This window comes from Stenotrophomonas sp. 107298_Sma (genome assembly GCF_056480345.1).
In genome coordinates, this window is sequence record NZ_CM151094.1 from 105,711 (window position 1) to 130,802 (window position 25,092).

The window sequence follows — 25,092 nt, forward strand, 5'->3', positions numbered from 1 at the left end:
CAGGCAGCCCGACGGCCGCCGGTCATCCGGCGGCCCGAAGCGGCGCTATGCTGGGTACATGAGCCGTCTGCTGCGCCGCCTGATCAGCCCGACCCCGCCCGCCACCGTCCAGCGCGACACCGTTCGCCTGCGCCTGGAGGATGCCGAGATCGAGGTGCTGCGCGTGCGTGATCCGCGTGCGCGCCGCATCAAGCTGAGCGTGGACGAGCGCGGCGCACGCTTGACCCTGCCGCCGCGTGCAAGCCTGGTGATGGGCGAACGCTTCCTGGAACAGCACCGTGACTGGTTGGCACTGCAGCTACGCCAGTACCAGGGCCAGGAACTGCCAGCACCCCTGCAGCCGGGCGAAGCCGGCGTGCTGCCACTGCGCGGTGAACTGCTGCCACTGCGCTGGCAGGAAGGCCGTTACGCGCGCCTGGAGATCGACGACCACGGTGCCTGCGTGCAATGGCCGACCCGTGCCGGTGATGCCACACTGCGCCGCCTGCTGCGCGAGTTCTACGAAGCGCAGACCCGCGCCGACGTCGGCCGCTGGCTGCCGAAGTACCTGCCGGGCCTGCCGCGTGCACCCAGCCGTCTGCGCCTGAAGGTGATGTCTTCGCAATGGGGCTCGCTGGCACCCGATGGCAGCATGGCGCTGGACCTGGCCCTGGTGCTCGGTCGACCGGAAGCGTTCGAATATGTGCTGGTGCACGAACTCTGCCACCTGATCCAGGCCAACCACTCGCCCGCGTTCTGGCACGAAGTGGAACAACGCTTCCCCGCCTGGCGCGAACAGCGCGACTACTTCCAGCTGGAAGGGCGCCGCTTGAAAGCCATGCTTCGCCAGCTTCTGTAACTGTAGAGCCGAGCCCACGCTCGGCTGCCGTTGAATGCAAGCGAGCATGGGCCAGGAGCGCGCGCAGCGCGCGACCCGCTCCTGCTCTTCCTTCCTTCTTCCGTGGCTGAGCACGCACGGAAACTGTCTGAGGCCGGGCGGGTGAGCCATGCAGGGGCGTTGGCGCCATGGATGGCACCATCGAGCTTACAGGGGTGAAGGCGCTTTGCTTGCGAAGCACTGCTTCGCAAGCGCCTGAACGCACAGCCGCCAGCGGCTGGGCCGGGCCCCGGAGGGGGACTTGCAGCGACCCCTGCGCAATTCACCCCGCCCGGCCAAGCACGGCTTTGCCTTCAGATGTCTCCCACCAAGAGGGGCTCAGCCGTTGGCCGAAACCCTCACCTCGCCCGCAGCGCCGCCGCCGTCGCCCAACGCGCCGCCACCCGTGGCGCCGTAATGCACACCGCCTGGTCGGTCACCGTCGTCACCGCACGCTCCAGCAGCTGGATATCCGCCTCATGCTGGCGCGCCACATGCGGATCCTCGAAGAAGATCGCGCGTTGGCAGCGGCCTTCCAGCACCCGGTCAGCAATCTGCGCATCCCCGCCCATCGGGCCACTCTGGTAGCGCGTCACCCACGGCGTATCGCTGGACCAACCGCGGCTCCAGGCCAGCTCGTTCAAGCGCTGGCCGGTGGTGCCGGTTGCCACGCGTTCGCCGAACCGGGCCAGCACATCGAAGTGCTCATCGGCGAAGGCCAGCATCGCCGGCTTCATCGCATCGTGCGCGATCAGCGCCAGTGTCTGGTCTTCGAACGCATGCAGATCGTCGGCGCCGGCATCGGCCGCCAGCCCGGCGTGGATGCGTTCGACCTCGACCCAGTCGCGCGCCGTCGCCACCGTCGAAATGAACGGCTTGCCGTGGATCACGCACTGCCGTTTCAATGCCGTGGCTTCCGGAAACACCGAGGACGGATCGACCGGATCAATCAGATAGATCGCACCATCCAGTGTCCGATCCGGCCCCATGCCGACCACCTCGGCGACCAGCTTCATCAACCCGCCTTCGCGGCCATAGGGATAACGGTGCAGGCCGCCGTATCCGGCCAGAAAGCCGTGCCGTTCGATCGCATCATGGGTACGCCCGACCGCGTGCAGCGATACACCGAGTTCGCGCAGGCCAGCCTCACTGGCACGCAGCCAACGAAACAGGGCGGCGCGCACGTCGTGGTGGTGGAGACGGTTGGCAGCCAGGCCGATACGCATCAAGAGCTCCGCAGGTACGGGTGAAGGCGGCAGTGTATGTCGCCATTAGCGCTTCCGGATGCTTTTGCAACTTTCTTCATTGCCGCCCGTCCGCAGGTCGATAGCGTGTCACGCAGCGGTACCGCTGCGCGGCCGTTGTTTCCGCCTGCGAAATGAGGAAGTCCACCGTGAATGCCGCCGGCCTCCCTGCAGCTGTTGCTGTCATGGTCTGCCTGATGCTGCCCGCAACTGCGTCTGCGGCTGGCTGCGAGACACCGCTGCGCATTGCCTTGCCCTCCGATCGGGCGCCGTTGTCGTCCGTGGTCGAGGGCCAGGCGGACGGGGTCAGCGCGACCTACCTGAACCTGCTGGGCGAACAACGGCCGCTGCAGGCGCAACTGCTGCCGGCCACGGCGGTCGTCGAAGGCTTGTTGCCGCCCGCCACCCAGGCGTTGCTGGGCTGGCCGCACTCGCAGCTGCCTGCCGGCTGGGTGGCCAGCGCACCGTACCTGCAGCTGCCGCAGGTGATCGTGCGCCGCGCCGATGCGCGGCCGGTACTGGGGCTGGACGACCTGCGCGAGCACGCGGTGGCCAGTCCCGACCGGCTGCCGTTGGCCACGCTGCTGGCCGAGCAGGCTCCGGGTGCACAGCTGCTGCCGCCGGCGCCGTTGGATGATGCGCTGTCGCTGCTGGGCACCGGTCTGATCGACGCGGTGATCGCCAATCTCGGCGAGGTCGAGGCCGCGCTGCGCCGCTACCAGGGTGATCGGCTGGTGATTGCCGCGCCAGCCGGGTTCAACGACGCGCTGGTGCTGGCCACCGTACCGGCCTGCGCCGGCGTCATCCCCGATTTCGAGCATGCAATGTCGCAGCTGACCGACACGCAGCGCGACGCGATCCGCACAGCATGGCTGCCGGCCCGGCCACGCAACCCGCCGTCGTCGTCCCCCTTGCGTTGGTTGGTGCCGGCCTCGCTGATCCTGCTGGCGCTCGCGCTGGTCTACGCCTTCGGCTACTGGCGCGTACATCGCGAAAGCGCAAGGCGTCGCATCGCCGCGCAACGCCTGCAGGAAGTGACCGCGAACCTGCCGGCTGTGGTCTACCAGGCGCGCCGCACCGCTACCGGGGACTACAGCTTTCCGCAGATTGCCGGCGATGTGCAGGCGCTGTTCGGGGTGAGCGTGGAGACCGCGCGGATCGACCACCCGCGGCTGCTGGCTGCGGTCCATCCCGATGACCGGACTGTGGTGATGGGCTGTGTCGAAGCGGCTGCATTGGCCCGTGGACCGATCGACGTCACCTTCCGTACGCGCTCGCCACAGGGCTGGCGCTGGGTGCATTCGCAGGGCCGCACGCTGGCGTGCGATGACAGCAACGTTGAGTGGAGCGGCTACTGGATGGATGTCAGCGAGGTGCACACACGTACCCAGGCGCTTGCAGATGCACGGCGCGAGGCCGAACAGGCCGCGCTGGCCAAGACCCATTTCCTGGCGACCATGAGTCACGAGATCCGCACGCCGATGAGCACGCTGCTGGGCATGCTCGAACGATTGGCCGCCAGTAATCTGGACCCGCGGCAGCAACAGGTGCTGGCCACCATCGGCGACGCCGCGCAGATGCTGCGGCAGATCCTCGACGACGTGCTGCACAGCCAGCGCCTGCAACCCGCGCCACTGCAACGGCAGCCGACCGATCTGGCCGCATTGCTGCGGGCAGTGCAGCAGCTGCTGCTGCCGGTGGCTGCCAGCCGAGGCCTGTACCTGCGAATCCATCTCGATCCTGCGCTGCAGGCCGGGTCGCTGGCCGACAGCCTGCGCCTGCGCCAGATCCTGTTCAACCTGGTCGGAAATGCGCTCAAGTTCACCCTGCATGGCGGGGTGGAACTACGGGTGCAGGTGCTGCAGCAGCACGCACAGGGGCAGCGGTTGCGCCTGCAGGTAAGCGACAGTGGCGTGGGCATCAGTGCGGAACGGCAGCAGGCGGTGTTTGCTGCCTACACCCAGGCCGAGGCTTCGACCACGCGCCGCTTCGGCGGCAGTGGACTGGGCCTGGCAATCTGCCGTGAGCTGGCCGTGTCGATGGGGGGAGACCTGCAGCTGCACAGCATGACCGGCGAGGGCACCACGGTGTGGCTGGAGCTGGACCTGAGTGCCTGCGAGCTGCCTGCTGGCGCGCCATCACCTGCGATCGCCGAGGAACCGCCGTTGCCGCCGGCGCGGGTACTTGTGGCCGAAGACCATCCCACCAACCTGCAGCTGCTGGAGCAGCGCCTGCACGACCTGGGGCTGCAGGTGCATGCCTGCGCCGATGGAGCGCAGGCCCTGCGGGCCTGGCAGTCGCAGCCATTCGAACTGGTGATCACCGACTGCCACATGCCGGGCATGGATGGCTTCGCGCTGGCACGGGCGATCCGTGCTGACAGCTGCCAGCACCGCGCGCGGGTACCGATCATCGCGCTCACCGCCAGCGTTCTGGAACGTACCCGCGAGGCTTGCCGCGACGCTGGCATCGATCACTTCCTGGCCAAGCCGTTGGAGCCGCGTGAACTGCGTGCATTGCTTGCGGCGCTGCTGGCGCCGGACTCAGTGCGCCAGTAGCCGGACGATGCTGGCGGCGGCGTCGCGGCCTTCAGCTACCGCAGTCACCACCAGGTCGGCACCGCGCACCGCATCACCTCCGGCGAACAGGCGCGGATGTGCTGTCTGGAACGGCAGGCGGTCCTTGCCGCCGGCGAGGATGCGGCCGTTGGACTGCCCCTCCACGCCATGTTCGGCCAGCCACGCCGGCACGCTCGGCGAGAAACCGAACGCGATGATCACCACGTCCGCTTCCAGCAGCGATTCGCTGCCCTCGATCGGTACCGCGTTCTGGCGGCCATTGGCATCGGGCTCGCCCAGCCGCGTTTCAACTACGGTCACGCCGATCACTTCGTCATCGGCACCGGCTTCGATCGACAGCGGCTGCCGGTTGAACAGGAAGCGCACGCCTTCCTCGCGCGCATTGGCCACTTCGCGCGCGCTGCCCGGCATGTTCGCTTCGTCCCGGCGGTAGGCGCAGGTCACCTTGGCCGCACCCAGGCGCACTGCGCTGCGCACGCAGTCCATGCCGGTATCGCCGCCGCCGAGCACCACCACGCGCTTGCCGTTGAGATCGGGCAGGGCGATGGTGTCTTCCCAGCCGGCGATCGGCCGGCCTTGCGGATCATCGCCACCGACGATGCGGCTGTTCTGCACCAGGAAGGGCAACGCCGGCAGCACGCCCTTCAGGTCCTGGCCGTCGAGGCCGCCATCGGTGTAGCGGTAGGCGCCGGTGCCGAGGAACACCGCGTCGTGCGTATCCAGCAACTGCTGCAGGCTGATGTCACGGCCAATCTCTACCCCCAGGCGGAACTGCACGCCCATGCCTTCGAGCACCTCACGGCGGCGACGGATCACGTCCTTGTCCAGCTTGAAGCTGGGAATGCCGAACTGCAGCAGCCCACCGACCTGCTCGTAGCGGTCGTAGACCACGGCGGCGATGCCGGCATGCGCGAGGCGGTCGGCGCAGGCCAGACCGGCCGGGCCGGCGCCGATCACCGCTACCGTGTGGCCGGTGGCCTGCACGGCGGCCATGTCCGGCCGCCAGCCGGTGGCCAGCGCGGTATCGACGATGTACTTCTCCACTGCGCCGATGGTCACCGCACCGAACTCCTCCAGCGTGCAGCTGCCTTCGCACAGCCGGTCCTGCGGGCACACCCGGCCGCACACTTCCGGCAACGGGTTGGTGCTGTGGCACAGGGTGGCCGCTTCATGGATGCGGTTTTCCTGCACCAGCTGCAGCCACTGCGGAATGGCGTTGTGCACCGGGCACTTCCAGCTGCAGTAGGGGTTGCCGCAGTCCAGGCAGCGCCCGGCCTGGTACTGGGCATCTTCCTTGCCGAATTTTCCGTACAGCTCGCCCCAGTCGCCGGAGGTGCGCAGTTCCACCGGAATGCGCTGCGGCATGGTGCGGGGCAGGTCGAGGAACTGGAAGGCGTGCTTGCGGCTCATGGCGGGCTCTGTGGTGTTTTCCGGTTGCCGGCCAGCGGCCGGCACTACCGTTATGCGGCGCGGCGCAGGGTTTCGGTCAGGGATTCGATGCTGGCGGCCTTGGGTTTGACCAGCCAGAACCTGCCGATGTAATCGCGGAACTCGTCCAGGATCTGCTGTGCCCAGATGCTGCCGGTCAGCTCGCGGTGGCGGCCGATCAGGCGGTGCAGGTGCTGGCGGTAGTTCTCGAAGCCCTCGGCCGATACGCGGTGGATGTCGATCAGCTCGTGGTTGTAGCGGTCGACGAAATCGCGGTCGACGTCCAGCACGTAGGCCAGGCCACCGGTGAAGCCGGCACCGAAGTTCAGGCCGACCTTGCCCAGCACCAGCACCACGCCATCGGTCATGTATTCACAGCAGTGGTCACCGGCGCCTTCCACCACCGCCAGCGCGCCGGAATTGCGCACAGCAAAGCGTTCGCCAGCGCGACCGGCCGCGAACAGTTCGCCGCCGGTGGCGCCGTACAGGCAGGTGTTGCCGATGATGGCCGTGCTGCGTGCCTCGAAGCGCGCGCCGCGCGGCGGACGCACCACCAGGCGGCCGCCGGCCATGCCCTTGCCGACGTAATCGTTGGCTTCGCCTTCCACTTCCAGATGCAGGCCGCCGACGTTGAACGCGCCGAAGCTCTGCCCGGCACTGCCGCGGAAGCGTAGTTCCAACGGTGATTCGGCCATGCCCTGGTTGCCATGCGCGCGTGCCACCGCACCGGACAGGCGGGTGCCGATGCTGCGGTCGGTGTTGTGGATCAGGAAGCGGTGTTCGCCACCGCGCTTGTGCTCAATGGAATCGGCCAACAGGCCATCCATCTGCGTGGCCAGGCTGTCCGGCGATTCGTACAGGCGCTGCGCGGCACAGTGGCTGCCTTCGTAACGGGCATCGGCCAGCAGGCGCGACAGGTCCACGCGCACGCCGTCGCGTGGCGCCGCCTCGATCTGCCGCAGCAGGTCAGTACGGCCGACGATCTCTTCCAGCGAGCGCACGCCCAGGTAGGACAGCCAGCCACGCACTTCCTCGGCCAGCAGGCGGAAGAAGTTCTCCACGCGCTCGGGCTGGCCGGTGAAGTGGTTCTCGCGCAGGCGCTCATCCTGGGTGGCAACGCCGGTGGCGCAGTTGTTGAGGTGGCAGATGCGCAGGTACTTGCAGCCAAGCACGATCATCGGCGCGGTGCCGAAGCCGAAGCTGTCCGCGCCCAGCAGTGCGGCCTTGACCACATCCAGGCCGGTCTTCAGGCCACCGTCGGTCTGCAGCAACGTGCGCCCGCGCAGGTCGTTGGCCAGCAGCGCCTGGTGTGCTTCGGCAATGCCCAGCTCCCACGGCACACCGGCATAACGGATCGAGCTGACCGGCGACGCACCGGTACCGCCATCGTGTCCGGAGATGGTGATCAGGTCCGCACCGGCCTTGACCACGCCTGCGGCGATCGTGCCCACACCGGCATGGCTGACCAGCTTCACCGACACCAGCGCGGTCGGGTTGACCTGCTTGAGGTCGTAGATCAGCTGCGCCAGATCTTCGATGGAATAGATGTCGTGGTGCGGCGGCGGCGAGATCAGGCCGATGCCCGGCCTGGCATAGCGCAGGCGTGCGATCAGTTCGTTGACCTTGTGGCCGGGCAGCTGGCCGCCTTCGCCGGGCTTGGCGCCCTGCGCGACCTTGATCTGCAGCACTTCGGCGTTGACCAGGTATTCGGCGGTGACGCCGAAGCGACCCGAGGCCACCTGCTTGATCTTGCTGCGCCGCGCGGTGCCATAGCGTGCGGGATCTTCGCCACCTTCGCCGGAATTGCTGCGGCCGCCCAGGCGGTTCATGGCGATGGCCAGCGCTTCATGCGCTTCAGGAGAGAGGGCGCCGAGACTGATGGCGGCAGTGTCGAAGCGCGGGAACAGTTCGCTGGCCGGAGCCACGTCATCCAGCGGTGTCGGCGCAGCGGCTGGAACCAGTTCCAGCAGGTCGCGCAGCGCCGATGGCGGGCGCGCATGCACCGCATCGCAGTACTGCTGCCACGCACGCGGGTCGCCACTGCGCGCCGCGCGCTGCAGGGTGGTCACCACGTCCGGGTTGTACATGTGGTACTCGCCGCCGTGCACATACTTCAGCAGGCCGCCGACATCCACGCCCTGCTGCGCGTCCCAGGCCTGAGCGCACAGTTCGCGGGCGTCGGCATCCAGCCGCGCGAAGCCGGCGCCGCCGATGCGCGAGGCGGTGTCGGGGAAGCACAGGTCCACGACTTCCGGCTCCAGGCCGATGATCTCGAACAGCTGCGCGCCGCGGTAACTGGCCACGGTGCAGATGCCCATCTTCGAGATGATCTTGGACAGGCCCTTGTAGATGCCCTTGCGGTAGCGGCGGCCGATCTGCGATTGCTCGCCGCCCTTGCTGAGCTTGAGGATGCCGCGACGGCCGAGGTCGAACAGGGTCTGGTAGGCCAGGTACGGATACACCGCGGTGGCGCCGAAGCCGAGCAGGCAGGCCATGTGGTGCGGATCGCGCGCGGTACCGGTTTCCACGATCAGGTTGACGTCGCAGCGCAGGCCCAGGCGCGACAGGTGGTGGTGGACCGCACTGGTGGCCAGCAGGGCATGCACCATCGGACGCCCGGCCACCGGGTAGCGGTCGGACAACAGCAGCATCACCATGCCATCGCGCGCGGCCTGTTCGGCTTCGGCGCAGATGCGCTCGATGCCGGCACGCAGGCCTTCATCCTCGCCGTAGGACAGGTCGAGCAGGCGGTTGGCCTGCACGTACTGGTCCATCTTCAGCAGCTGCCGCAGCTTGCGCTGGCTCAGCACCGGCGAGTTGAGGATGACGTGGTTCACCGTCTCCGGGCCGGCATGGAAGATGTTGGTCTCCCTGCCGAGCTGGGTGGACAGCGACATCGCGCAGTCTTCGCGCAGCGGATCGATCGGCGGGTTGGTGACCTGCGCGAAGGCCTGGCGGAAGTAGTCATAGAGCGGACGGCTGCGCTGGCTCAGCACCGCCATCGGCGTGTCGTCGCCCATCGAGCCAGTGGCTTCCTGCTCGGTCTCGGCCAAGGGCCGCAGCACCTGCTCCACTTCCTCACTGCTGAGCTGGTACAGCTTGTGGTAGCTGCGCAGGGTGCCTTCGTCGAACGGTTCCTCCACCAGCGATGGATCGATCAATTCGGTCTGCAGGTAGGTCACGCCCTGCTGCAGCCATTGCTTGTACGGCGCGCGACCGCGGTTGATGCGGTCCACCGCATCCGAATCGAGCAGGTCGCCGCGCTTGAGATCGATGGCGATCATCTCGCCCGGGCCGAGCTTGCCCTTGCGCACCACGCGCTCGGTGGGCACTTCCCATACGCCTGCTTCGGAGGCGACCAGGAAATGGCGGTCGGCGGTCAGCATCCAGCGCGCCGGGCGCAGGCCGTTGCGGTCCAGCGTGCACACCGCATAGCGGCTGTCACAGGCAACGATGCCGGCCGGGCCGTCCCACGGCTCGCTGTTCAGGCCGTGGAATTCGTAGAACGCGGCCAGGTCCGGGTCCTTGAATTCCAGCGACTGCGTTGCCGGCGGCACCAGGATGCGCAGGGCCTGGATCAGCTCCATGCCACCGGCGACCATCAGTTCCAGCATGTTGTCCAGGCTCTGCGAATCGGAGCCATGCATGGAGATGACCGGGTCGAATTCACCGATGTCGAAGCGCGGCGTCTTCCACACCTTGCTGCGCGCCTGCGCCCAACGCCGGTTGCCTTCAATGGTGTTGATCTCGCCGTTGTGGGCGAGCATCCGGAACGGGTGTGCCAGCGGCCAGCGCGGCAGCGTGTTGGTGGAGAAGCGCTGGTGGAACACGATCGCGCTGGAGGCCAGTTCGCGGCGCTGCAGGTCCAGGAAGAAGCGGCTGAGCTTGTCTGGCAGCACCATGCCCTTGTAGCTGATCGCATCCGGGGTGAGGGTGGTGACGTAGAAATCGGCATGCTCGCGCAGCTGCTGTTCGCTGCGACGGCGGGCCAGGAACAGCGCCAGCGCGAAGCCAGCATCATCCTGGCCGACGCCGGCGTCGACGAACACCTGCTCGATGCGCGGCAGCGTGTCGCGCGCCAGCTGGCCGCAGACGCTGTCATCGGTGGGCACCTCGCGCCAGCCGGCGAGCTTGCAGCCCACCGCTTCCAGCTGCGCCTGCAGCTGCGTACGGCACGCCTGCGCGGAATCGGCATCGTGTGGCAGGAACACCAGGCCGGCGGCGAAGCGTGCGGAGACCGCGATGTCGGCTTCGCTGGCCAGCAGTTTCAGGAAGGCATCGGGGCGGCGCAGCAGCAGGCCGCAGCCATCACCGGTCAGGCCATCGGCGGCGACACCGCCACGGTGGGTCATGCGCGAAAGCGCGGCGATGGCGGTATCAACCAACAGGCGCGATGGTTGATCGTCGAGCTGGGCGACCATGCCAAATCCACAGGCATCGCGCTCGGAGCGCGGGTCGTAAAGCCCTTGGCGGTTGCGGGGGGCCATCTCTACCTCGATGCGGAATGAATTGAACGGGGACACTCAAGCCCGCTCAATCCCTGGAGCGCATCGTGAGGCCACCGGATGCCTCGACTAGATCACAGGTTGCTGCAACGCCGCAATACACGGTTGCAGGTGCAACAGAACGCGCCGGCAACACGGTGCCGGCGCGGGGCCGGACTCAGCCGCAGCGCGCGCCGCTGACGGCGCCCTTGGCGTCCACTTCGATGTTGAGGCGGTCGCCGAGGAACTCCATCGTGGCCACGTCGTTGGGCTTGAGCACGCGCACCTGGCTTGCGCCGGCATCTTCCTGTGCCTGCTTGCCCAGTGCATCGGTGTAGGCCTGGCCGACCAGGCTCTGCACCTGGCTGGCATCGCAGGTGCCGACCGGCGGAGCCTCGGTGGCCTTGCCGGCTTCGTCGGCCGGCGCCTTGGCTGCTTCGGCGGCCTGCTGGGCGTGGGCCGTGGCCGAATCCTGTTCATCCAGCGCCGGTGCCTGGCAGGCGGTCAGGGCCAGCACGGCCGGCAGCAACAGGGCGGAGAGCGAACGGGCGCGAATCGGGAACGACATCATGACTCCGGAAGGGGTTGTGAAGACCCGAGCATAGCGGCGAACCGGCCCTCACGTGTTTGTCTTGTGTTATCGACAGGATCGCGGCATGGCGACGGCGACACTACAGGCATGCCAACCCCCTCCACCCCCGAACGACAGGCCGCACGCGCGGCCGGCCTTCGCTATGTCGACGACACCCAGCCGGGCATCAGCCGGCGCCGCGCAGGCAAGGGTTTCAGCTACCGGGATGCTGATGGCCACGCGATACGCGACGCCACCACCCTGCAACGCATCCGTGCGCTGGCGATTCCGCCGGCGTACACCGCCGTGTGGATCTGCGCCCACGCCAACGGCCACTTGCAGGCCACCGGCCGCGATGCACGCGGCCGCAAGCAGTACCGCTACCACGCCGACTGGGCCAAGGAGCGCGACGCCGGCAAGTTCGACCGCATCATCGCCTTTGGCGAGGCCTTGCCCGCGCTGCGGCGGCGGTTGTCGCGGGATCTCAAGCGACCTGGGTTTCCGCAGGAAAAGGTGCTGGCCATGGTGGTCGCGCTGTTGGCGGACACCTTGGTTCGGGTCGGCAATGAAACCTATGCACAACAGAACCGTTCGTTCGGACTGACCACACTGCGCAACCGCCATCTGGAGTTGCTGCGCGGCGGCCGGGTACGCATGCGCTTCCGTGGCAAGTCCGGCCAGCTGCAGGAAGTGACGGTGGGCGATCGCAGGCTGGGACTGCTGGTACGGCGCCTGCAGCAGTTGCCGGGGCAGGCGCTGTTCCAGTACCGCGATGACGACGGTGCGCTGCAGCCGGTGGATTCCGGCGCGGTGAACGACTACCTGCGCGGGGTGATGGGCGAGGACTTCACTGCCAAGGATTTCCGCACCTGGGGCGGAACGGTGGCGGCGGTGCAGGCGTTCGCCGCCACCGAGCTGCCGGAACCGGCCAGCCAGCGCGCGCTGGCGCAGGCGCAGCGCGCGGTGGTGTGCGAAGTGGCGGCGCTGCTGGGCAACACCCCGGCGGTATGCCGCAAGGCCTACATCGACCCTTGCGTGTTCGTCGGCTGGGAGCGCGGCGAACTGGCCAAGCTGGCCGGCCTGCGTGGGCCGCGCCAGTGGGAACAGGCCACCTTGCGCGTGCTGCGCAGGGCGCGCAGGCTCAGCCGCAGTAGATCGCGGTGATGTTGTTGGTGCGGCCCTTCTCTATGGTCAGGCGGTCGCCGCCCTCGCTGGCCGGCGGCACCCGCGGACCGTCGTGGCGCAGCACCCGCACGTGCAGGCTGTCGCTGTCCACGCGTGCGCGGGCCACGGTGGCATCCGAAGCGGCCAGGCCCAGTGCGCCGCGCACCATGTCGCTGTGGCACTGCCCGGAAATGACGCCGTCGATTGGCTGCACCTGGGCCACCGGCGAGCTGCTGCAGGCGGCGAGGGCAAAGCAGACGGCGGCGGTGGCAATGGCATGTTTCATGGAGGCGTTCCTTGTGTGGTTGCGTGCAGCGTGCGACGCCGCACGTGGTGGCGGAATGAATACCGTGCACATCGTGGGCACGGTGCGCTCACTGCCGCTAACAGGATAGGTGCAGACACTGCAGGAGCGGCGTGCGCCGCCCCCGGTAGTGCCGGCCGCTGGCCGGCAGCCCCCTTCCCTCCCGAGGAGACCTGCATGGCCACCACCAAGAAAACCCCCGTTCGCCGCAAAGCCTCGCCCAAGGTGCGTAAAGGCAGCACCGCGACGAAGACCGCTGCCGACCCCGATCGCCCACGGGTGGTGAAGACGGCAACCCGCAAGGCGGCCGCCAGCGATCCACGGGCAGCGCGCGTCGCGGCCCGACAGCGACGCCTGCAGGACCAGGAAAAGGCCAAGGACGTGCGCGCGGCAAAGAAAGCCACGAAGAAGACCGCAACCCAGGCCGGCATACGCCGACAACCGGAGGTGATGCCGGCGCAGCAGCTGGCCAAGCCCGGGCATGAACACGAACTGGAGTTGGCGCCGCGTTTCCTTGCACCGGACTACGCCGGCAGCGGCAAGCTGCAGGGCATGCGCGCGATTGTCACCGGTGGCGATTCCGGCATCGGCCGTGCGGTGGCGGTACTGTTCGCACGCGAAGGCGCCGATGTGGCGGTACTGCACCTGGACGAGGCTGCAGACGCCGACATCACCCGCCAGCACGTGGAGCGCGAAGGTAGCCGCTGCGTGGTGATCGCCGGCGACGTGCGCGATCCGCGCTTCTGCAACAAGGCGGTGAAGCAGGTGGCCAAGGCCTTCGGCGGCATCGACATCCTGGTCAACAATGCTGCCTTCCAGCTGCATTGCGAGCGCCTGGAGGATCTGGAGGACGCCCATCTGCAGGAAACCCTGCAGACCAACATCGGCGGCTACATCCAGATGGCGCGCGCGGTACTGCCGCATCTGGGCGAGGGTGCCAGCATCATCAACACCGGTTCGGAAACGGGAATCTTCGGCAGCAAGGCGCTGATCGACTACTCGGCCACCAAGGGCGCCATTCATGCCTTCACCAAGGCGCTGGCCAGCCAGCTGCTGCCGCGTGGCATCCGGGTCAACTGCGTGGCACCGGGTCCGGTGTGGACGCCGTTGAACCCGGCCGACAAGCCGGCGGAGGACGTGGCGGAGTTCGGCAAGGACAGCGACATGGGCCGGCCCGCACAGCCCGAAGAACTCTCGCCGGCCTATGTGTTCCTGGCTTCGCCGGTCTGTGCCAGTTACATCAGCGGGGTGATCCTGCCGGTGATGGGCGGGCCGCGGGGGTGAGGCCGGGCGCGGCATGTGCTGCCTGAATGGGACGTGGCGCGGGGTGTGCGCTGTGTCAAAAGCTCCGCCGGGCGGCTGGGGTAGGCTGACTCCCAACCGATCACGTTCAAGGACCGACCATGCCCGGGATGGACATCAACGCGGCGGCCAATGAAGTCGTCGCGCTTTTACGACAGAACGACGCGCGCGGTGCCGCCGTTCGCCTGGAGGCCCTGCACGACGGCCAGAGTGTCGTGGTGCAGGAATCGCTGGATCGCTACATTTCGGCGCGTGCCGCCAGCGAACTCGAGGCGTTGCGACGCAGCGGTGGTGTTGCCGCAGCGGATGCGGCCACGGTGAACCCGATGCTGGATCGCCTGGGCGAGGCGACGCGGCCACCGCGGATGCCCGATGCGGCAGAGACCGCAGCGCTGAGCCAGGCCCAGCAGTACGATGTGTATGGCAGCATCGTGGCCCAGCGCGGCAACACTGCGGCGAATGACGCGATGGCAACGCAGGACCGCGTGGTGCTGGGGCTGCGCGACGAGAACCGCACCACCGAGGCGCGCGGGCGTGGCGTCTACGACGACCGTATCGTGGTGCTGTGGAAGGATGCGCAGGGCCAAGGCCATGTGCGTGAGTTCAACCAGGCGACGACCGAACCGACCGCCCAGTACGACGGCCATGCCAAGACCACGCCGCGCAGCCCGGGCTTCGGCAACGTGGCACCGCGTACCAAGACCGAGGGTGAGGACGTCAACGGCGACCGGGTCAAGGACCTGGGGCGCTTGGGCGAGGGCACCACCGAGATGCGCGCAACGACCCATCCGCGCAATGGCCATCCCGATGAGTTTGCGCTGCGCCCCTCGCAGGACGCGATCACCGCAGGCGCCGGCCGTGTGGAGCGCGACAGCAATGGCGACGGCTGGTTCGATGCGCGCGATACCCAGGGCGTGCAGGACCTCAACGACACCTTCAAGATCCATCGTGGCAGCCGCTCCAACACCGATTCGGCCGGCTGCCAGACCATAGGCAGCGGTGAGTACGACGACTTCGTGTCGACGGTGCGCGGCACGCCTGGGCAGAACCGTTGGCAGTACGTGCTGACCTCGGTTGCCCCCGGCCAGGCGCGCGAGCTGGGGCAGAACGTGCCGCTCGCGGCCACTGACGATCCCCGTCAGCCGCAGCATCGCGACCATGCCCTGCAGCAGCAGATCAGCACGCGCCTGCAGGCCCTGGGCGGACGCTACGCCGAGCATGCCGATGACTACAGTCTGGTGATGCTGCGCGAAGCGAAGGCCGCGGGCATCACCCGGGTCGACCAGATCGTGGCCAGCAATCCCAGTGCTGGACGCACGGCGGGCGAGACACTGTTCCTGGTGCAGGGCAGTCCGGGCGATCCTGCGGCGCTGCGCGCAGGGGTCAATGCAGCCGAGGTGCGCGAGACTGCGGTGGAAGCCAGCCTGCGTCAGCTGCAGCAGCAATCACGCGAACAGGCGGCACCCACACCCGCGCCTGCACACCTGCAGGAAGCGCCGGCGATGGGAGGGCGTTGAGCGATGATCCGATCACACCTGATGCCGAGCGTTTCGTTGACGCTGTTGCTGGCCTGCAGCGCCTGCGCGCCCGCTGGGGAGCGCGTCGCGCCGGTAGCGCCCACCGCCAGCTCGGCGGCGAAACCTGAGGCCTTGCCTGCGCAGACCCTGCCCACTGATCGTGGATTGCCCGCACTGCCGGAAGCCTCCGGCAGCGCCCATCCCGGCGGTAGCTACGCTGCGCTGCCCGAACCTGCCAGGCAGGTGCTGTCGCAGTTGAAGTGCAACGTGGAGAGCGCCAGCAAGGTGCAGGTGCTTTCCATTCCCGCGCAGGATGGCCAGCAGGATTTCATGGTCACCGATCGCAGCGGGCCGCGTTTCCGCTACTGGATGCGGTCGTTCTCCGGTCGTGGCGGTACCACCGGGTATCTGGTGCAGCTGCAGGACTGCCCGGCAACCACCACGGGCATGCGCGCCTACATCGCACAGGGAGCCGCACCGCTGCAGGATGTCACCGCGTCGTTGCTGGCGCAGGCCGAGCTGCCCGACGCGGCGACCATGACGGCTTACCAGGACAAGGGCGCGGGTGATCTGTTCGCCTTCATCGGGGCGCTGGACAAGGTGCCGGTGCTGCGCTGGGTGGCCGAAGCAGACCCCGAACAGCCACTGGCCGTCGAGGCGCGCAGCTTCGACCATGGCAATGCCATCCACGGTGGTTTCCTGCGCTGGAACCAGGATCACTTCGAAGTGGCCAGGACCGTACCCGCCGCCCTATGGCCCTGCGACGACAGCCCGTTGCTGCCGTGCAAGGGTGACCCGTTCGTGAGCGGGCGGTGAGGCGTCACGCGCGTAGAAATCGGCAATGCGGGGGATGAACTGCTGTGGATTGGCGCCGACCAGATTGGTCAGCACCACCACCGCGACGTCGCGGTCGGGATAGACCACGAAGGCCGAGCGCGCACCGCCGATACCGGCCACCTGAAGGTCGGGCGATGCGCGCAGTACCGGCCAGCCACCCGCCCACGGGCCGGCACGGCCATCAGCCAGGCGCTCCGCGCTCCACATCCGCCGCAGGGCCGTCTCCGGCAGCAGGCGGCCTTCGGTCAACGCAACCAGCCAGCGCGCGGTGTCATCGGCGGTGGTGAGGATGCCACCACCGGCCCACAGTGAAGGCGGAATGTCGTAGAACCAGTGCGACAGGCGCGGCGGTGCATCGGCTGCGTCGGTGGCACGCGGGGCCAGGCTGTACATCGTCGCCACATCCGGGATCAGGTCGTAGCTGTCGCCAAAGGTGGTGCGTGCCATGCGCGCGCTGCTGAACTGGCCGGTGGCGAGGAATCGTTGATAGGACATGCCCGATTGCTGCGCGATGATCCGCGCCAGCAGCACATAGTTGGTCTGGTTGTATGCGAAGCGCTGGCCGGAGGCCGCCTCCATCGGCAGCGCGGTGACCGCCGCCCACGCTTGGGCTTCGGTACCACCGCCCAGCAGTCCGCTCGCATCGAGGATGTCGGGCAGTCCCGAGGTATGTGCCAGCAGTTGGCGCACACGCACGTCCTGCCAGGTGGCCGGAAGATCATCCAGATAACGCGATGCCGGGGCATCCAGATCCACCCGGCCCTGCTGCGCCAACTGCGCGATGGCCACGCCGGTGAACGCCTTGGTGGCCGAGTTGAGCGGGAAACGGGTATCACGCGAGGCCGGCACCCCGTTCTCGACATTGGCCAGGCCATAGGCCTCGGACAGCACGACCTGCCCATCCTTGACCACTGCGATCTGCAATCCGGGGATGCGCTGCTCCAGCATGGTCTGGCGGATCAGGCGACGGGTCCGGTCGTTGGGGTGGTCCTGGCTGGCGGACACGGCGGGTAAGGGCAGGGCGCTGATGAGCATGAGCACGACTCGAAGCGTTGGGCGGAACATGCGGGATTCCGGCGGGGCGTCGAGGATCGGATGCAGGGGGCACGGAAAAGGTTTAACGGCATTGTTGCGCCTACCGTTCGTCGGCCCATGACTTCCGGGGGGTTGACTACAGTTGTCGTCAAGCAGAAATTGACGACACGTGTAGTCAAGGGAGTGGTGTCATGCGTGGCAAGACGATCGGGGACCAGGAACTGGCCCTGCTGCAGTACATCGATGAACATGCGCCGGCCACGGTCGGCGAGGTTGCCAGTGGCTATGGCGAGGCCCGTGGCCTGGCCCGCTCCACCGTGCTGACGATGATGGAGCGGCTGCGGGCGAAGGGGTATCTTCGTCGCCAGCAGCAGGACGGCGTCTACCGCTACCAGGCCACCCGTGGCCCGGAAAGCGTGCTGCAGGGCGCGGTGGCCCAGTTCGTCGACAACACCCTGCAGGGCTCGGTGTCGCCGTTCGTGGCCTACCTGTCGCAGCGCCAGCAGGTCAGCGACAACGAGCTGGCCGAGCTGGAAGCGCTGGTCGTCGAACTCCAATCGCGCCGCCACGAGGGCTGAGCCATGGACACCACGATGCTGATCCTGTTGTTGGAACGGCTGGGCTGGACCAGCCTGCAGACCGTGCTGCTGGTGGCCCTGGTGTACGGCGTGTGCCGCGCACTGCCGTCCCTGTCGGCGGCCACCCGCTGCCGCCTGTGGTGGCTGGTTTCGCTGCAGGCCGTGCTCGGCCTGTTCTGGAGCCAGCCGCTGCAGCTGGCCTGGCTGCCGGCACCGCAGGCGGTGGCGATCACCGCCACTGACGTTGCCACCGATCTGGTCTACCCGCTGGCCCCGGAGGCCTCGGCACAGCTGTTGGCCGTAATGCCGATGCCTGCCGCGGATGTGCCGGCGGTGGCATGGTGGACCGTCGCACTGGCCGCGCTGTGGATGTCCGGCGTGCTGCTGATGGCACTGCGTACCTTCGGTGAGTGGCGTCGCTGCCGCGCGCTGTTGGCAGCGGCCTATCCCTGCGAGGACCAGGCGCTGGTGCAGGCCCTGCAGCTGGCCGCCGACGCGCACGGCGTGCGCCCTGCGCCGCGGCTTTGGATGAGCACGCAGGTGGACGCACCGCAGCTGGTCGGCCCGTTCCGCCCGGTGCTGCTGCTGCCGGCCGGCGACAACGCCTTGCAGGGCGATGCGCTGGACCTGGCACTGACCCACGAGCTGCAGCATCTGCAGCGGCGCGATCTGCAGTGGGGCCTGCTGCCCGCATTGGCCCAGCACCTGTTCTTCTTCCACCCGCTGCTGCGCTTGTCGGTGCGCGAATACGCACAGGCCCGCGAGGAAGCCGTGGATGCGGCCGTGGTCGGCCAGCACGGCGCGAGTCGCCAGGCCTATGGCCGCCTGCTGTTGCAGCTGGGCGTGGCACCGCAGCCACACCTGGGCGTGGCCAGCGCCGCGCCGAACACCACCAGCCTCAAGCGCCGCCTGCTTTCGTTGCAGTCGCGCCGGTCCTGCCCGCGCATCCTGGCGATGGCGTTGACCGCTATCGTCGTTGTGGTGGGCGTGGCACCGATGCGGCTGGTGGCGGCGCCAGTGCCGCCGGCACCGCCGGCGCCTCCGGCCGCACCGAAGGCCGTGGTGCCGCCGCCACCGAAGGCACCGCCAGCGCCTCCGATGTCCGCGCGAGTGCCAGCCGTTCCGGTGGCTCCTGCGGCACCGGCCGAGCCGGCCGATGTCGAGGCGCTGTCAGGCCCGGACGATGCGGATGTGGCGGTCGACGTGGATGTCGATGTGGATACCGACATGGACAGTGAGCATTCGACCTCCCACACCACCTCCATCACCACCTATGGCCGTCTGGATCTCGGCAAATCACCGCGACAGGCCTACGTGCTTGTCGATGGTGATTCGACCTTCGCCAATGGCGGCATCGACGATGTAACGGTGGCCCGCAGGCAGCTCGGCAAGGGGCCGGCGCTGTGGTTCCGCCAGGGCGACAAGCGCTATGTGGTGCGTGACCCGATGCTGATCCAGACCCTGCAGCGCGCCTACAGCGGCGCCGCAGACCTGGGCCGCCAGCAGAGCGAACTGGGCCGCCAACAGAGCGTGCTGGGTCGCCAGCAGGGCGAACTCGGCAGGCAGATGGGTGAAATGGGCCGCCTGCAGGGCGAGGAGTCGCGCCGCATCGCACTGGCCGCCGCCGAGGCAGCACGCAATGCGATGGCCGCCCATGACATCAACCGTGATGCCGCCGCGGAAGCGGCGAAAGCGGCGCGCGGTGCCACCCACGATGTGGCCGTTGCGCGAGAGGCTGCACGCGAGGCTGCCGCCGAGGCACGTCGTGCGATGCAGGAAGCCCGCAGCGAGGCCGCGCAATCCGGCCGCACCCGTGACATGCAGCGCCTGGCCAGCCAGCAGTCTGAACTGGCCAGCCGTCAGGCGGCACTGGGCAGCCAGCAGGCCGCGTTGGGCGAGCGCCAGGCACGCGTGCAGGCCCAGGCATCGCAGCAGGCGCAGCAGGTGATCGCGCGTGCACTGGCCAGCGGCAAGGCCGAGCGACTCTGATCGGTAGTGCCGGCCGCTGGCCGGCAATGTGGGGTGCCGGCCAGCGGCCGGCACTACCCTGGGAACATCAACCGCAGCTGGCGCGCTCGATGCGGTTCTGCGCATCTACCTGCACGGTCACGCGATCCTGGCGGAAGTCCATGGTCACCGCCATGCCGGGTTTGACCACCCGTGCACCGCGCGCGCCGCTGTCAGCCACCAGTTTCTTGATCGTGGCTTCGTCGGCGGTCTTGCCGGTGAAGGCTTCCAGCGCCTCCGGCCTGCATTCGTGCGTGGCGTCGGCCACTGGCGCTGGCGCGGGATCGTGGGTGGTGCTGCTGCCGGCGTGACTGCAGGCTGCCAAGGGCAGGATGGCGAGCAGGACCAGGGGATTGAGGCGCATCGTCGGGCTCCAGGCGTGGATGATGGCGGCAGTGTCACCGCTGCCACCGTCAGGCCGCGTCAACGCCTACTGCCCGACCAGTGCCAGGGTTTCGCGTTCACGCTGTTCTTCCCGTACCAGCCGCTGCAGCAGCAGGGCCAAGGTCACCACGTCCTGGTGGTTGTGGTCGGCCACCCGGCGCAGGTTCACCGCGTCGCCGCCACGCAGGAAGCGCAGCCATGCGCCGGGCGCTTCCGAGCCGGGCAGGTCATCCTCGCGCACCACGCGCAGCAGCTGCCGTTCGATGGTGGACAGCTTGCAGTTCTCCCACGTGCCGCGATAGCGGCGGCGGGTCGGATAGAGCAGATCAACGTGATCCAGCGCTGTGATCGGGCAACGCTGGCGGGCCAGTCGGTAGCGCGCCTTCAACAGGGGCGCATCGTAGCTGCGGCCGTTGTAGCTGCAGAACACGGTGGACGGCTGCAGCCAGCTGGCGAAGGTGGCCAGCATCGCGTCCTCGGCGGCCATCGTCGACATCAACAATTGGCGGATGCGCAGGCCTTCACCGCGTTGCGGGCACACATGCCAGTCGGCGGCACCGATCATGAAGGCGCGGGTGCCGGTACCGCCGGCCAGGCCGGTGGTTTCGGTATCGAAGAACAGCAGGTCGCGCGCGGCCACGCGTTGGTCTTCGCGCTTGGCGAAGGCCAGTGACAGCGGGGCAGTCGGGATCGGTTGCGGCTGCAGCGATTCGATCAGGAACAGGCCTGGTGCGATTTCTTTACCGGGGAGCTGGCGATCCTGCGCGCTGGCACGTGTTGGCAAAGGACCACTGCGTGTGCGCAGGCCGAGCAACCGATGCAGGCTGCCCACCTCTGGTTGGCGCAGCGGTGCCGCTGCAGCAACGGGCGCCGCTGCGCCAGTCGCCTTGTGGCGGATTTCCTGTTCGACCCAGGCGAACACAGAACGTTCGGCCGGTGGTTGCCGTGTATCGTTGGCGGCCACCGGGGCCGGCGCTGCGGGCGGCGGCGCGGGCGGCGGCGCGGGCACGGCCGGCGCAACCGCCTTCGGGTCACCGGCCTGCTTCCGCAGCAGTCGCAGCTTGTCCAGACTCAGGCTCACGGGGCCAGCAGCTCCATGGGATCGCGCGTGGTCACCACCACGTCGGGCACATGCTGGCAGGCGTCGGCATCGAACAGGTCGAGCACGCGCAGCGCCAGCGCACGCGGCGAAGTCTCATCTTCTTCCTGCGCGGCCAGCACCGGCCCGACACAGGCCGGACAGCCGGCCTTGCAGTCGCAGCGCTGCACCAGTTCACGCGCGCGCTGCACCAGCTCGGCCTGGCGCTGCCACAGCGGCTCGCTGAGGCCAACGCCACCGGGGAAGTTGTCGTACAGATAGACGGTGGGCACGAACTCCTGCAGCAGCTCGACAACGCCAGGATCACCCTCGCTGCCGCGCAGCTGGCCGCGGCCGCTCTGGTCGGCGATCGCGAACCAGGAACCATCACCGTTGCCGACCGACTTCTGCAGGTCGCGCGCATCGGCCATCACCGCCACGGTGGCGACGATGTGCAGCGCGTAGGCCGCGCCGAGGAAGCCATCCAACGCATCCTGCTTGCTGGCAAAGGCGCGCAGCAGCAAGGCCTGCGGCAGCTGCCACCACACCGCGGTGGTATGCAGTTCCTGGTCGGGCAGATTCACCGGGCCGTAGCCGATGTTCTCGTGGGTGTAGTAACGGATCTTCTTGTAGCCGGCCACGCGGCGAACCACGTGCACTTCGCCATGGTGCGAATCGCCACGCCCGGCCACGCCGCCATCGAAGCGGTCCAGCACCTTGAGCTTGGTGAAGTCGATGCTGTCGGTGTAGTAGTCCACGTGCGTGCGGGTGACGTAGGCTTTGCGGCCTTCCCAGTCCAGCGTCTCTACCTGGTAGGGCGTGGACTGCACCATGTGGATGGCACCCTCGTACAGGGTGAGTGCGGCAGCGGAATAGTCGACCTCGGCGATGATCTGCTGGCGGCCATCGCTGCGGTCGACCACCACGAAGTTGCCGTCGGCCACCGCGCGCAGGCTGACTGCGTTCGCTGGATAGCTGTCGGCGATCCATTCCCAGCGTTCGCCTTCGCGGTGGATCACTTCTGTCTCTGCCAGCGCTTCCAGGAACACTTCCGGATCGATCGGGCCGAAGCCATCGCCGACCCGGAACGGCAGCTCGAACGCCGCGCAGCGGATGTGATCGAACAGGATCAGCGGCTGGTCCGGTGCGATGCGCGCGTGCTCGGGCGAGGCTTCGGCGAAGAAGTCCGGATGCCGCACCACGTACTGGTCCAGCGGCTGCGAACTGGCCACCATCACGCCGAGTGCGGGCTGCTGGCGGCGACCGGCACGGCCGAAGCGCTGCCAGGTGGCGGCCACGCTGCCGGGGTAACCGTTGAGGATGACCACGTCCAGGCTGCCGATATCCACGCCCAGCTCCAGCGCCGAGGTGCTGACGATGCCGTCGATGTTGCCGGCGCGCATCGCCCGTTCGGTCTCACGCCGCTCGGTAGGCAGGTAGCCGCCGCGGTAGGCGCGGATGCGCGGTGGCTTGCGCGGGTCGTGGTCGAAGATGTCCTTCAGGTACTTGGTCAGCACTTCCACCATCAACCGTGTCTGCGCGAACACCAGGGTCTTCAGCCCGGATTTGATCGCGATGCGCGCGATGCGGTTGCTCTGCGAACGTGCCGAGGCACGCAGGCCCAGGTCCGGGTTGATCACCGGCGGGTTCCACAGCAGCACCTGCTTGGGCCCGCTGGGCGCGCCGGATTCGGTGATGGCGGTGACCGGTGCCTCGATCAGCGCCTCGGCATGGGCCTGCGGGTTGCCGATGGTGGCCGAGCACAGGATGAACTGCGGTTGCACGCCGTAGAACGCGCAGATGCGCTTGAGCCGGCGCAGTACGTTGGTGACGTGGCTGCCGAATACGCCGCGATAGGTGTGCACCTCGTCGATGACGATGTAGCGCAGGTTCTCGAAGAACTGCGCCCACTTGGTGTGATGCGGCAGGATGGCCTGGTGCAGCATGTCCGGGTTGGACACCACGATGTCGCCATGCAGGCGGATGGCCTGCCGCGCATCGCCGGGGGTGTCGCCGTCAAAGGTGAAGGCCTTCACCCCCAGATCGCCGGCGCGGTTGAGTTCCAGCAGCTCGGCCACCTGGTCCTGGGCCAGCGCCTTGGTCGGAAACAGGTACAGCGCCTTGGCCTTGTCCTGCATTGCCGCGCTGACCACCGGCAGGGTGTAGCACAGCGACTTGCCGCTGGCGGTGGGGGTGACGATGGCCACGTGCTCGCCGCGCTGGCTGGCCTCCCAGGCTTCGGACTGGTGGCTGTAGAGCTGTTCGATGCCTCGCGCTTTAAGGGCGGCAGCCAGGGCCGGCGGAACCGAATCGGGAATGGGCGCATAGCGGCCTTCGCGGCCGGGAATGGCGAAGCTGCCGGTGATGCGGTCCTGGTAGCGGCGCTGCAGGCGCGCACTGAGCAGGGCACCGTCGCGGGCCGGCAGGCCATCACGGGTGGCGAGCTTCTGCTCGGCATCGGCGGTGCGCTTGGCGAGTTCGTAAGCCATGGAAGATGGAGCCGGGACGTTTTTCGAGGGGTCACATGGCACCACATTCACGTCTCAGGATGTGAGACATCGCACGCGAAGGGCGTGAACCGTTCAGTGCCACGGGTCCGGACGCTGCGCGATGTCAGCGTCAAGTGCCTCGTTGCGGCGGAGGAACTGCACCATGCAGATTACAAACCGCACCGCGTGCCAGCCCAACGCCAGCAATGCCAGCGCCTGCCAGCCGGACGCAAGCGGCCAGCCCAGCTCCAGCCGCTGCGACAACGGCATCCAGGCGGCGCCGAAGACCAGCACGCACAACAGCAGGCCCAGCCACGCCAGTTGCCAGAACCCTCCCGTGGGCGGATAGCGCCGTCGGTCGCTGGCCAGGCACCATGCCGTGCCCACGCCGAGTACCCATCCATCACAGGTGCGCACTTCCATCAGCATCGAGCGCCCGTGGGAGAATGCCGCAGCGTGCTCCCACTTCTCTGGAAGCTGCACACGCCGGTCATTGCCGAGCAACCACACTCGTGATGTCTGAGCAGTACGCTGGTATGCGCGCAGGCGCCCGCGGACCTGCAGCACGCGCTGCGCTGTCGCAGGGCCGTTGCGGCGAGGGAAGCCCAGCCAGGCCGCAAGACCGGCGATGGCGAGCAACGTCATGGCGAGCAGGCCCGGGACGCCGGTGGCGGCCCATAGCGCCAGTGCGGCAATCACCAGTGGGGAAGGGCGCAGGCCGGGACCTCGTCGCATCGAAACTTCCTCGGGCGTCTCTAGGCGCTCGCCACAGACGCGGCTGGTGGCTGCATCCGGCCGTGCAGCAGCAATACTGAAGCCATTGAGACGCACCACCACCGCCACGCGTTTGTCCAGCACCACTTCGGCTTCATTGTCTTCCGAGAGGTAGGGCCACGCCCGCCTTGGGACCAGGACGGGAACTCCACCCAGCAGGCCGTCGCCGACCGGGAAGTTGTTCCAGCACGCCCCCCCGGTGAACACCCCGCGCAGCCGTTTCACTTGGTCGTCGTAGACGCAGCCGGTCAGCGCGCGCAGTGCTGCCAGTGCGCAGTGTTCGTCGGCGTCGAGCGTCCGCAGGGTGCTGCTCCGGCGCAGCGAGGCCAAGCGTGTGCGGACACGTGTTGCCCATTCGGTAACGGCCGCGAGGACCATAACCAACAGGACTGCCAGACCGATCAGCAAGGATGCGCGCGACATCACCAGGCAACCGACCGCAGCGATGGGGCTGTAGAGGA

18 protein-coding genes are annotated in these 25,092 nt (G+C 68.1%); 8 read left to right on the forward strand and 10 right to left on the reverse strand.

Annotated features, from left to right (window positions below):
• The first annotated feature begins 58 nt into the window (after positions 1-58).
• Entirely contained in the window at positions 59-838 is a 780-nt protein-coding gene (locus ACZK2G_RS00525; RefSeq protein WP_046984705.1) for a M48 family metallopeptidase, read from the forward strand.
• Between the two features lie 377 nt (positions 839-1,215).
• Here the strand turns inward: ACZK2G_RS00525 and ACZK2G_RS00530 are convergent, their stop codons facing one another.
• A complete protein-coding gene (locus ACZK2G_RS00530; protein WP_478474375.1) occupies positions 1,216-2,082 on the reverse strand; it encodes a methylglyoxal synthase in 867 nt (288 codons plus the stop codon).
• A gap of 167 nt (positions 2,083-2,249) precedes the next feature.
• On the opposite strand from ACZK2G_RS00530, the gene ACZK2G_RS00535 reads away from it, so the two are divergent.
• Complete coding sequence (locus tag ACZK2G_RS00535) at positions 2,250-4,658, forward strand: ATP-binding protein (protein ID WP_478474376.1); 2,409 nt, start codon at positions 2,250-2,252, stop codon at positions 4,656-4,658.
• Here the strand turns inward: ACZK2G_RS00535 and ACZK2G_RS00540 are convergent.
• The 3 genes from ACZK2G_RS00540 to ACZK2G_RS00550 form a co-directional block, all read right to left on the reverse strand.
• Entirely contained in the window at positions 4,644-6,089 is a 1,446-nt protein-coding gene (locus ACZK2G_RS00540; RefSeq protein ID WP_046984763.1) for an FAD-dependent oxidoreductase, read from the reverse strand. The genes ACZK2G_RS00535 and ACZK2G_RS00540 overlap by 15 nt on opposite strands.
• Positions 6,090-6,139: 50 nt before the next feature.
• Positions 6,140-10,594, reverse strand: coding sequence for a glutamate synthase large subunit (gene gltB, locus ACZK2G_RS00545; protein ID WP_136638446.1), 4,455 nt, complete (start codon positions 10,592-10,594; stop codon positions 6,140-6,142).
• Between the two features lie 175 nt (positions 10,595-10,769).
• The gene (locus ACZK2G_RS00550; RefSeq protein ID WP_029380146.1) at positions 10,770-11,159 is read right to left on the reverse strand and encodes an I78 family peptidase inhibitor; all 390 of its coding nucleotides are present in this window, start codon (positions 11,157-11,159) and stop codon (positions 10,770-10,772) included.
• 111 nt (positions 11,160-11,270) lie between these two features.
• Here ACZK2G_RS00550 and ACZK2G_RS00555 point away from each other — a divergent pair, with 111 nt between their 5' ends.
• A complete protein-coding gene (locus ACZK2G_RS00555; RefSeq protein WP_046984764.1) occupies positions 11,271-12,326 on the forward strand; it encodes a DNA topoisomerase IB in 1,056 nt (351 codons plus the stop codon).
• Here ACZK2G_RS00555 and ACZK2G_RS00560 read toward each other — a convergent pair.
• Positions 12,304-12,612, reverse strand: coding sequence for a putative periplasmic lipoprotein (locus tag ACZK2G_RS00560; RefSeq protein WP_046984765.1), 309 nt, complete (start codon positions 12,610-12,612; stop codon positions 12,304-12,306). The two genes, ACZK2G_RS00555 and ACZK2G_RS00560, sit on opposite strands and share 23 nt — an antisense overlap.
• 195 nt (positions 12,613-12,807) lie before the next feature.
• Between ACZK2G_RS00560 and ACZK2G_RS00565 the strand changes: the two genes are divergently transcribed.
• From ACZK2G_RS00565 to ACZK2G_RS00575, 3 genes are all read left to right on the forward strand, one after another.
• Positions 12,808-13,914, forward strand: a complete 1,107-nt coding sequence (locus ACZK2G_RS00565) for an SDR family oxidoreductase (protein ID WP_428709469.1) — start codon at positions 12,808-12,810, stop codon at positions 13,912-13,914.
• A gap of 119 nt (positions 13,915-14,033) precedes the next feature.
• On the forward strand, positions 14,034-15,449 hold the full coding sequence (locus ACZK2G_RS00570) for an XVIPCD domain-containing protein (RefSeq protein WP_478474378.1): 1,416 nt from the start codon (positions 14,034-14,036) through the stop codon (positions 15,447-15,449).
• Positions 15,450-15,452: 3 nt separating this feature from the next.
• Complete coding sequence (locus ACZK2G_RS00575; RefSeq protein ID WP_478474379.1) at positions 15,453-16,265, forward strand: hypothetical protein; 813 nt, start codon at positions 15,453-15,455, stop codon at positions 16,263-16,265.
• On the opposite strand, the gene ACZK2G_RS00580 is transcribed toward ACZK2G_RS00575, so the two are convergent.
• Positions 16,200-17,321, reverse strand: a complete 1,122-nt coding sequence (locus ACZK2G_RS00580; protein ID WP_046984786.1) for a serine hydrolase domain-containing protein — start codon at positions 17,319-17,321, stop codon at positions 16,200-16,202. The two genes, ACZK2G_RS00575 and ACZK2G_RS00580, sit on opposite strands and share 66 nt — an antisense overlap.
• A 191-nt stretch (positions 17,322-17,512) precedes the next feature.
• Between ACZK2G_RS00580 and ACZK2G_RS00585 the strand changes: the two genes are divergently transcribed.
• Both ACZK2G_RS00585 and ACZK2G_RS00590 read left to right on the forward strand, forming a co-directional pair.
• Positions 17,513-17,899 carry a BlaI/MecI/CopY family transcriptional regulator gene (locus ACZK2G_RS00585; protein WP_295382243.1) on the forward strand — a complete coding sequence of 129 codons (387 nt, stop codon included), beginning with the start codon at positions 17,513-17,515 and terminating at the stop codon, positions 17,897-17,899.
• A 3-nt stretch (positions 17,900-17,902) separates the two neighbouring features.
• Complete coding sequence (locus tag ACZK2G_RS00590; protein ID WP_478474380.1) at positions 17,903-19,888, forward strand: M56 family metallopeptidase; 1,986 nt, start codon at positions 17,903-17,905, stop codon at positions 19,886-19,888.
• A gap of 67 nt (positions 19,889-19,955) precedes the next feature.
• On the opposite strand, the gene ACZK2G_RS00595 is transcribed toward ACZK2G_RS00590, so the two are convergent.
• From ACZK2G_RS00595 to ACZK2G_RS00610, 4 genes are all read right to left on the reverse strand, one after another.
• Positions 19,956-20,270, reverse strand: a complete 315-nt coding sequence (locus ACZK2G_RS00595) for an I78 family peptidase inhibitor (RefSeq protein WP_046984771.1) — start codon at positions 20,268-20,270, stop codon at positions 19,956-19,958.
• A 66-nt stretch (positions 20,271-20,336) separates the two neighbouring features.
• On the reverse strand, positions 20,337-21,371 hold the full coding sequence (locus tag ACZK2G_RS00600) for a ribonuclease H-like domain-containing protein (RefSeq protein WP_478474381.1): 1,035 nt from the start codon (positions 21,369-21,371) through the stop codon (positions 20,337-20,339).
• On the reverse strand, positions 21,368-23,857 hold the full coding sequence (locus ACZK2G_RS00605; RefSeq protein WP_046984773.1) for a DEAD/DEAH box helicase: 2,490 nt from the start codon (positions 23,855-23,857) through the stop codon (positions 21,368-21,370). The genes ACZK2G_RS00600 and ACZK2G_RS00605 overlap by 4 nt, the downstream gene beginning before the upstream one ends.
• A 93-nt stretch (positions 23,858-23,950) precedes the next feature.
• Positions 23,951-25,054 carry a hypothetical protein gene (locus ACZK2G_RS00610; protein ID WP_478474384.1) on the reverse strand — a complete coding sequence of 368 codons (1,104 nt, stop codon included), beginning with the start codon at positions 25,052-25,054 and terminating at the stop codon, positions 23,951-23,953.
• Between the last annotated feature and the right edge of the window lie 38 nt (positions 25,055-25,092).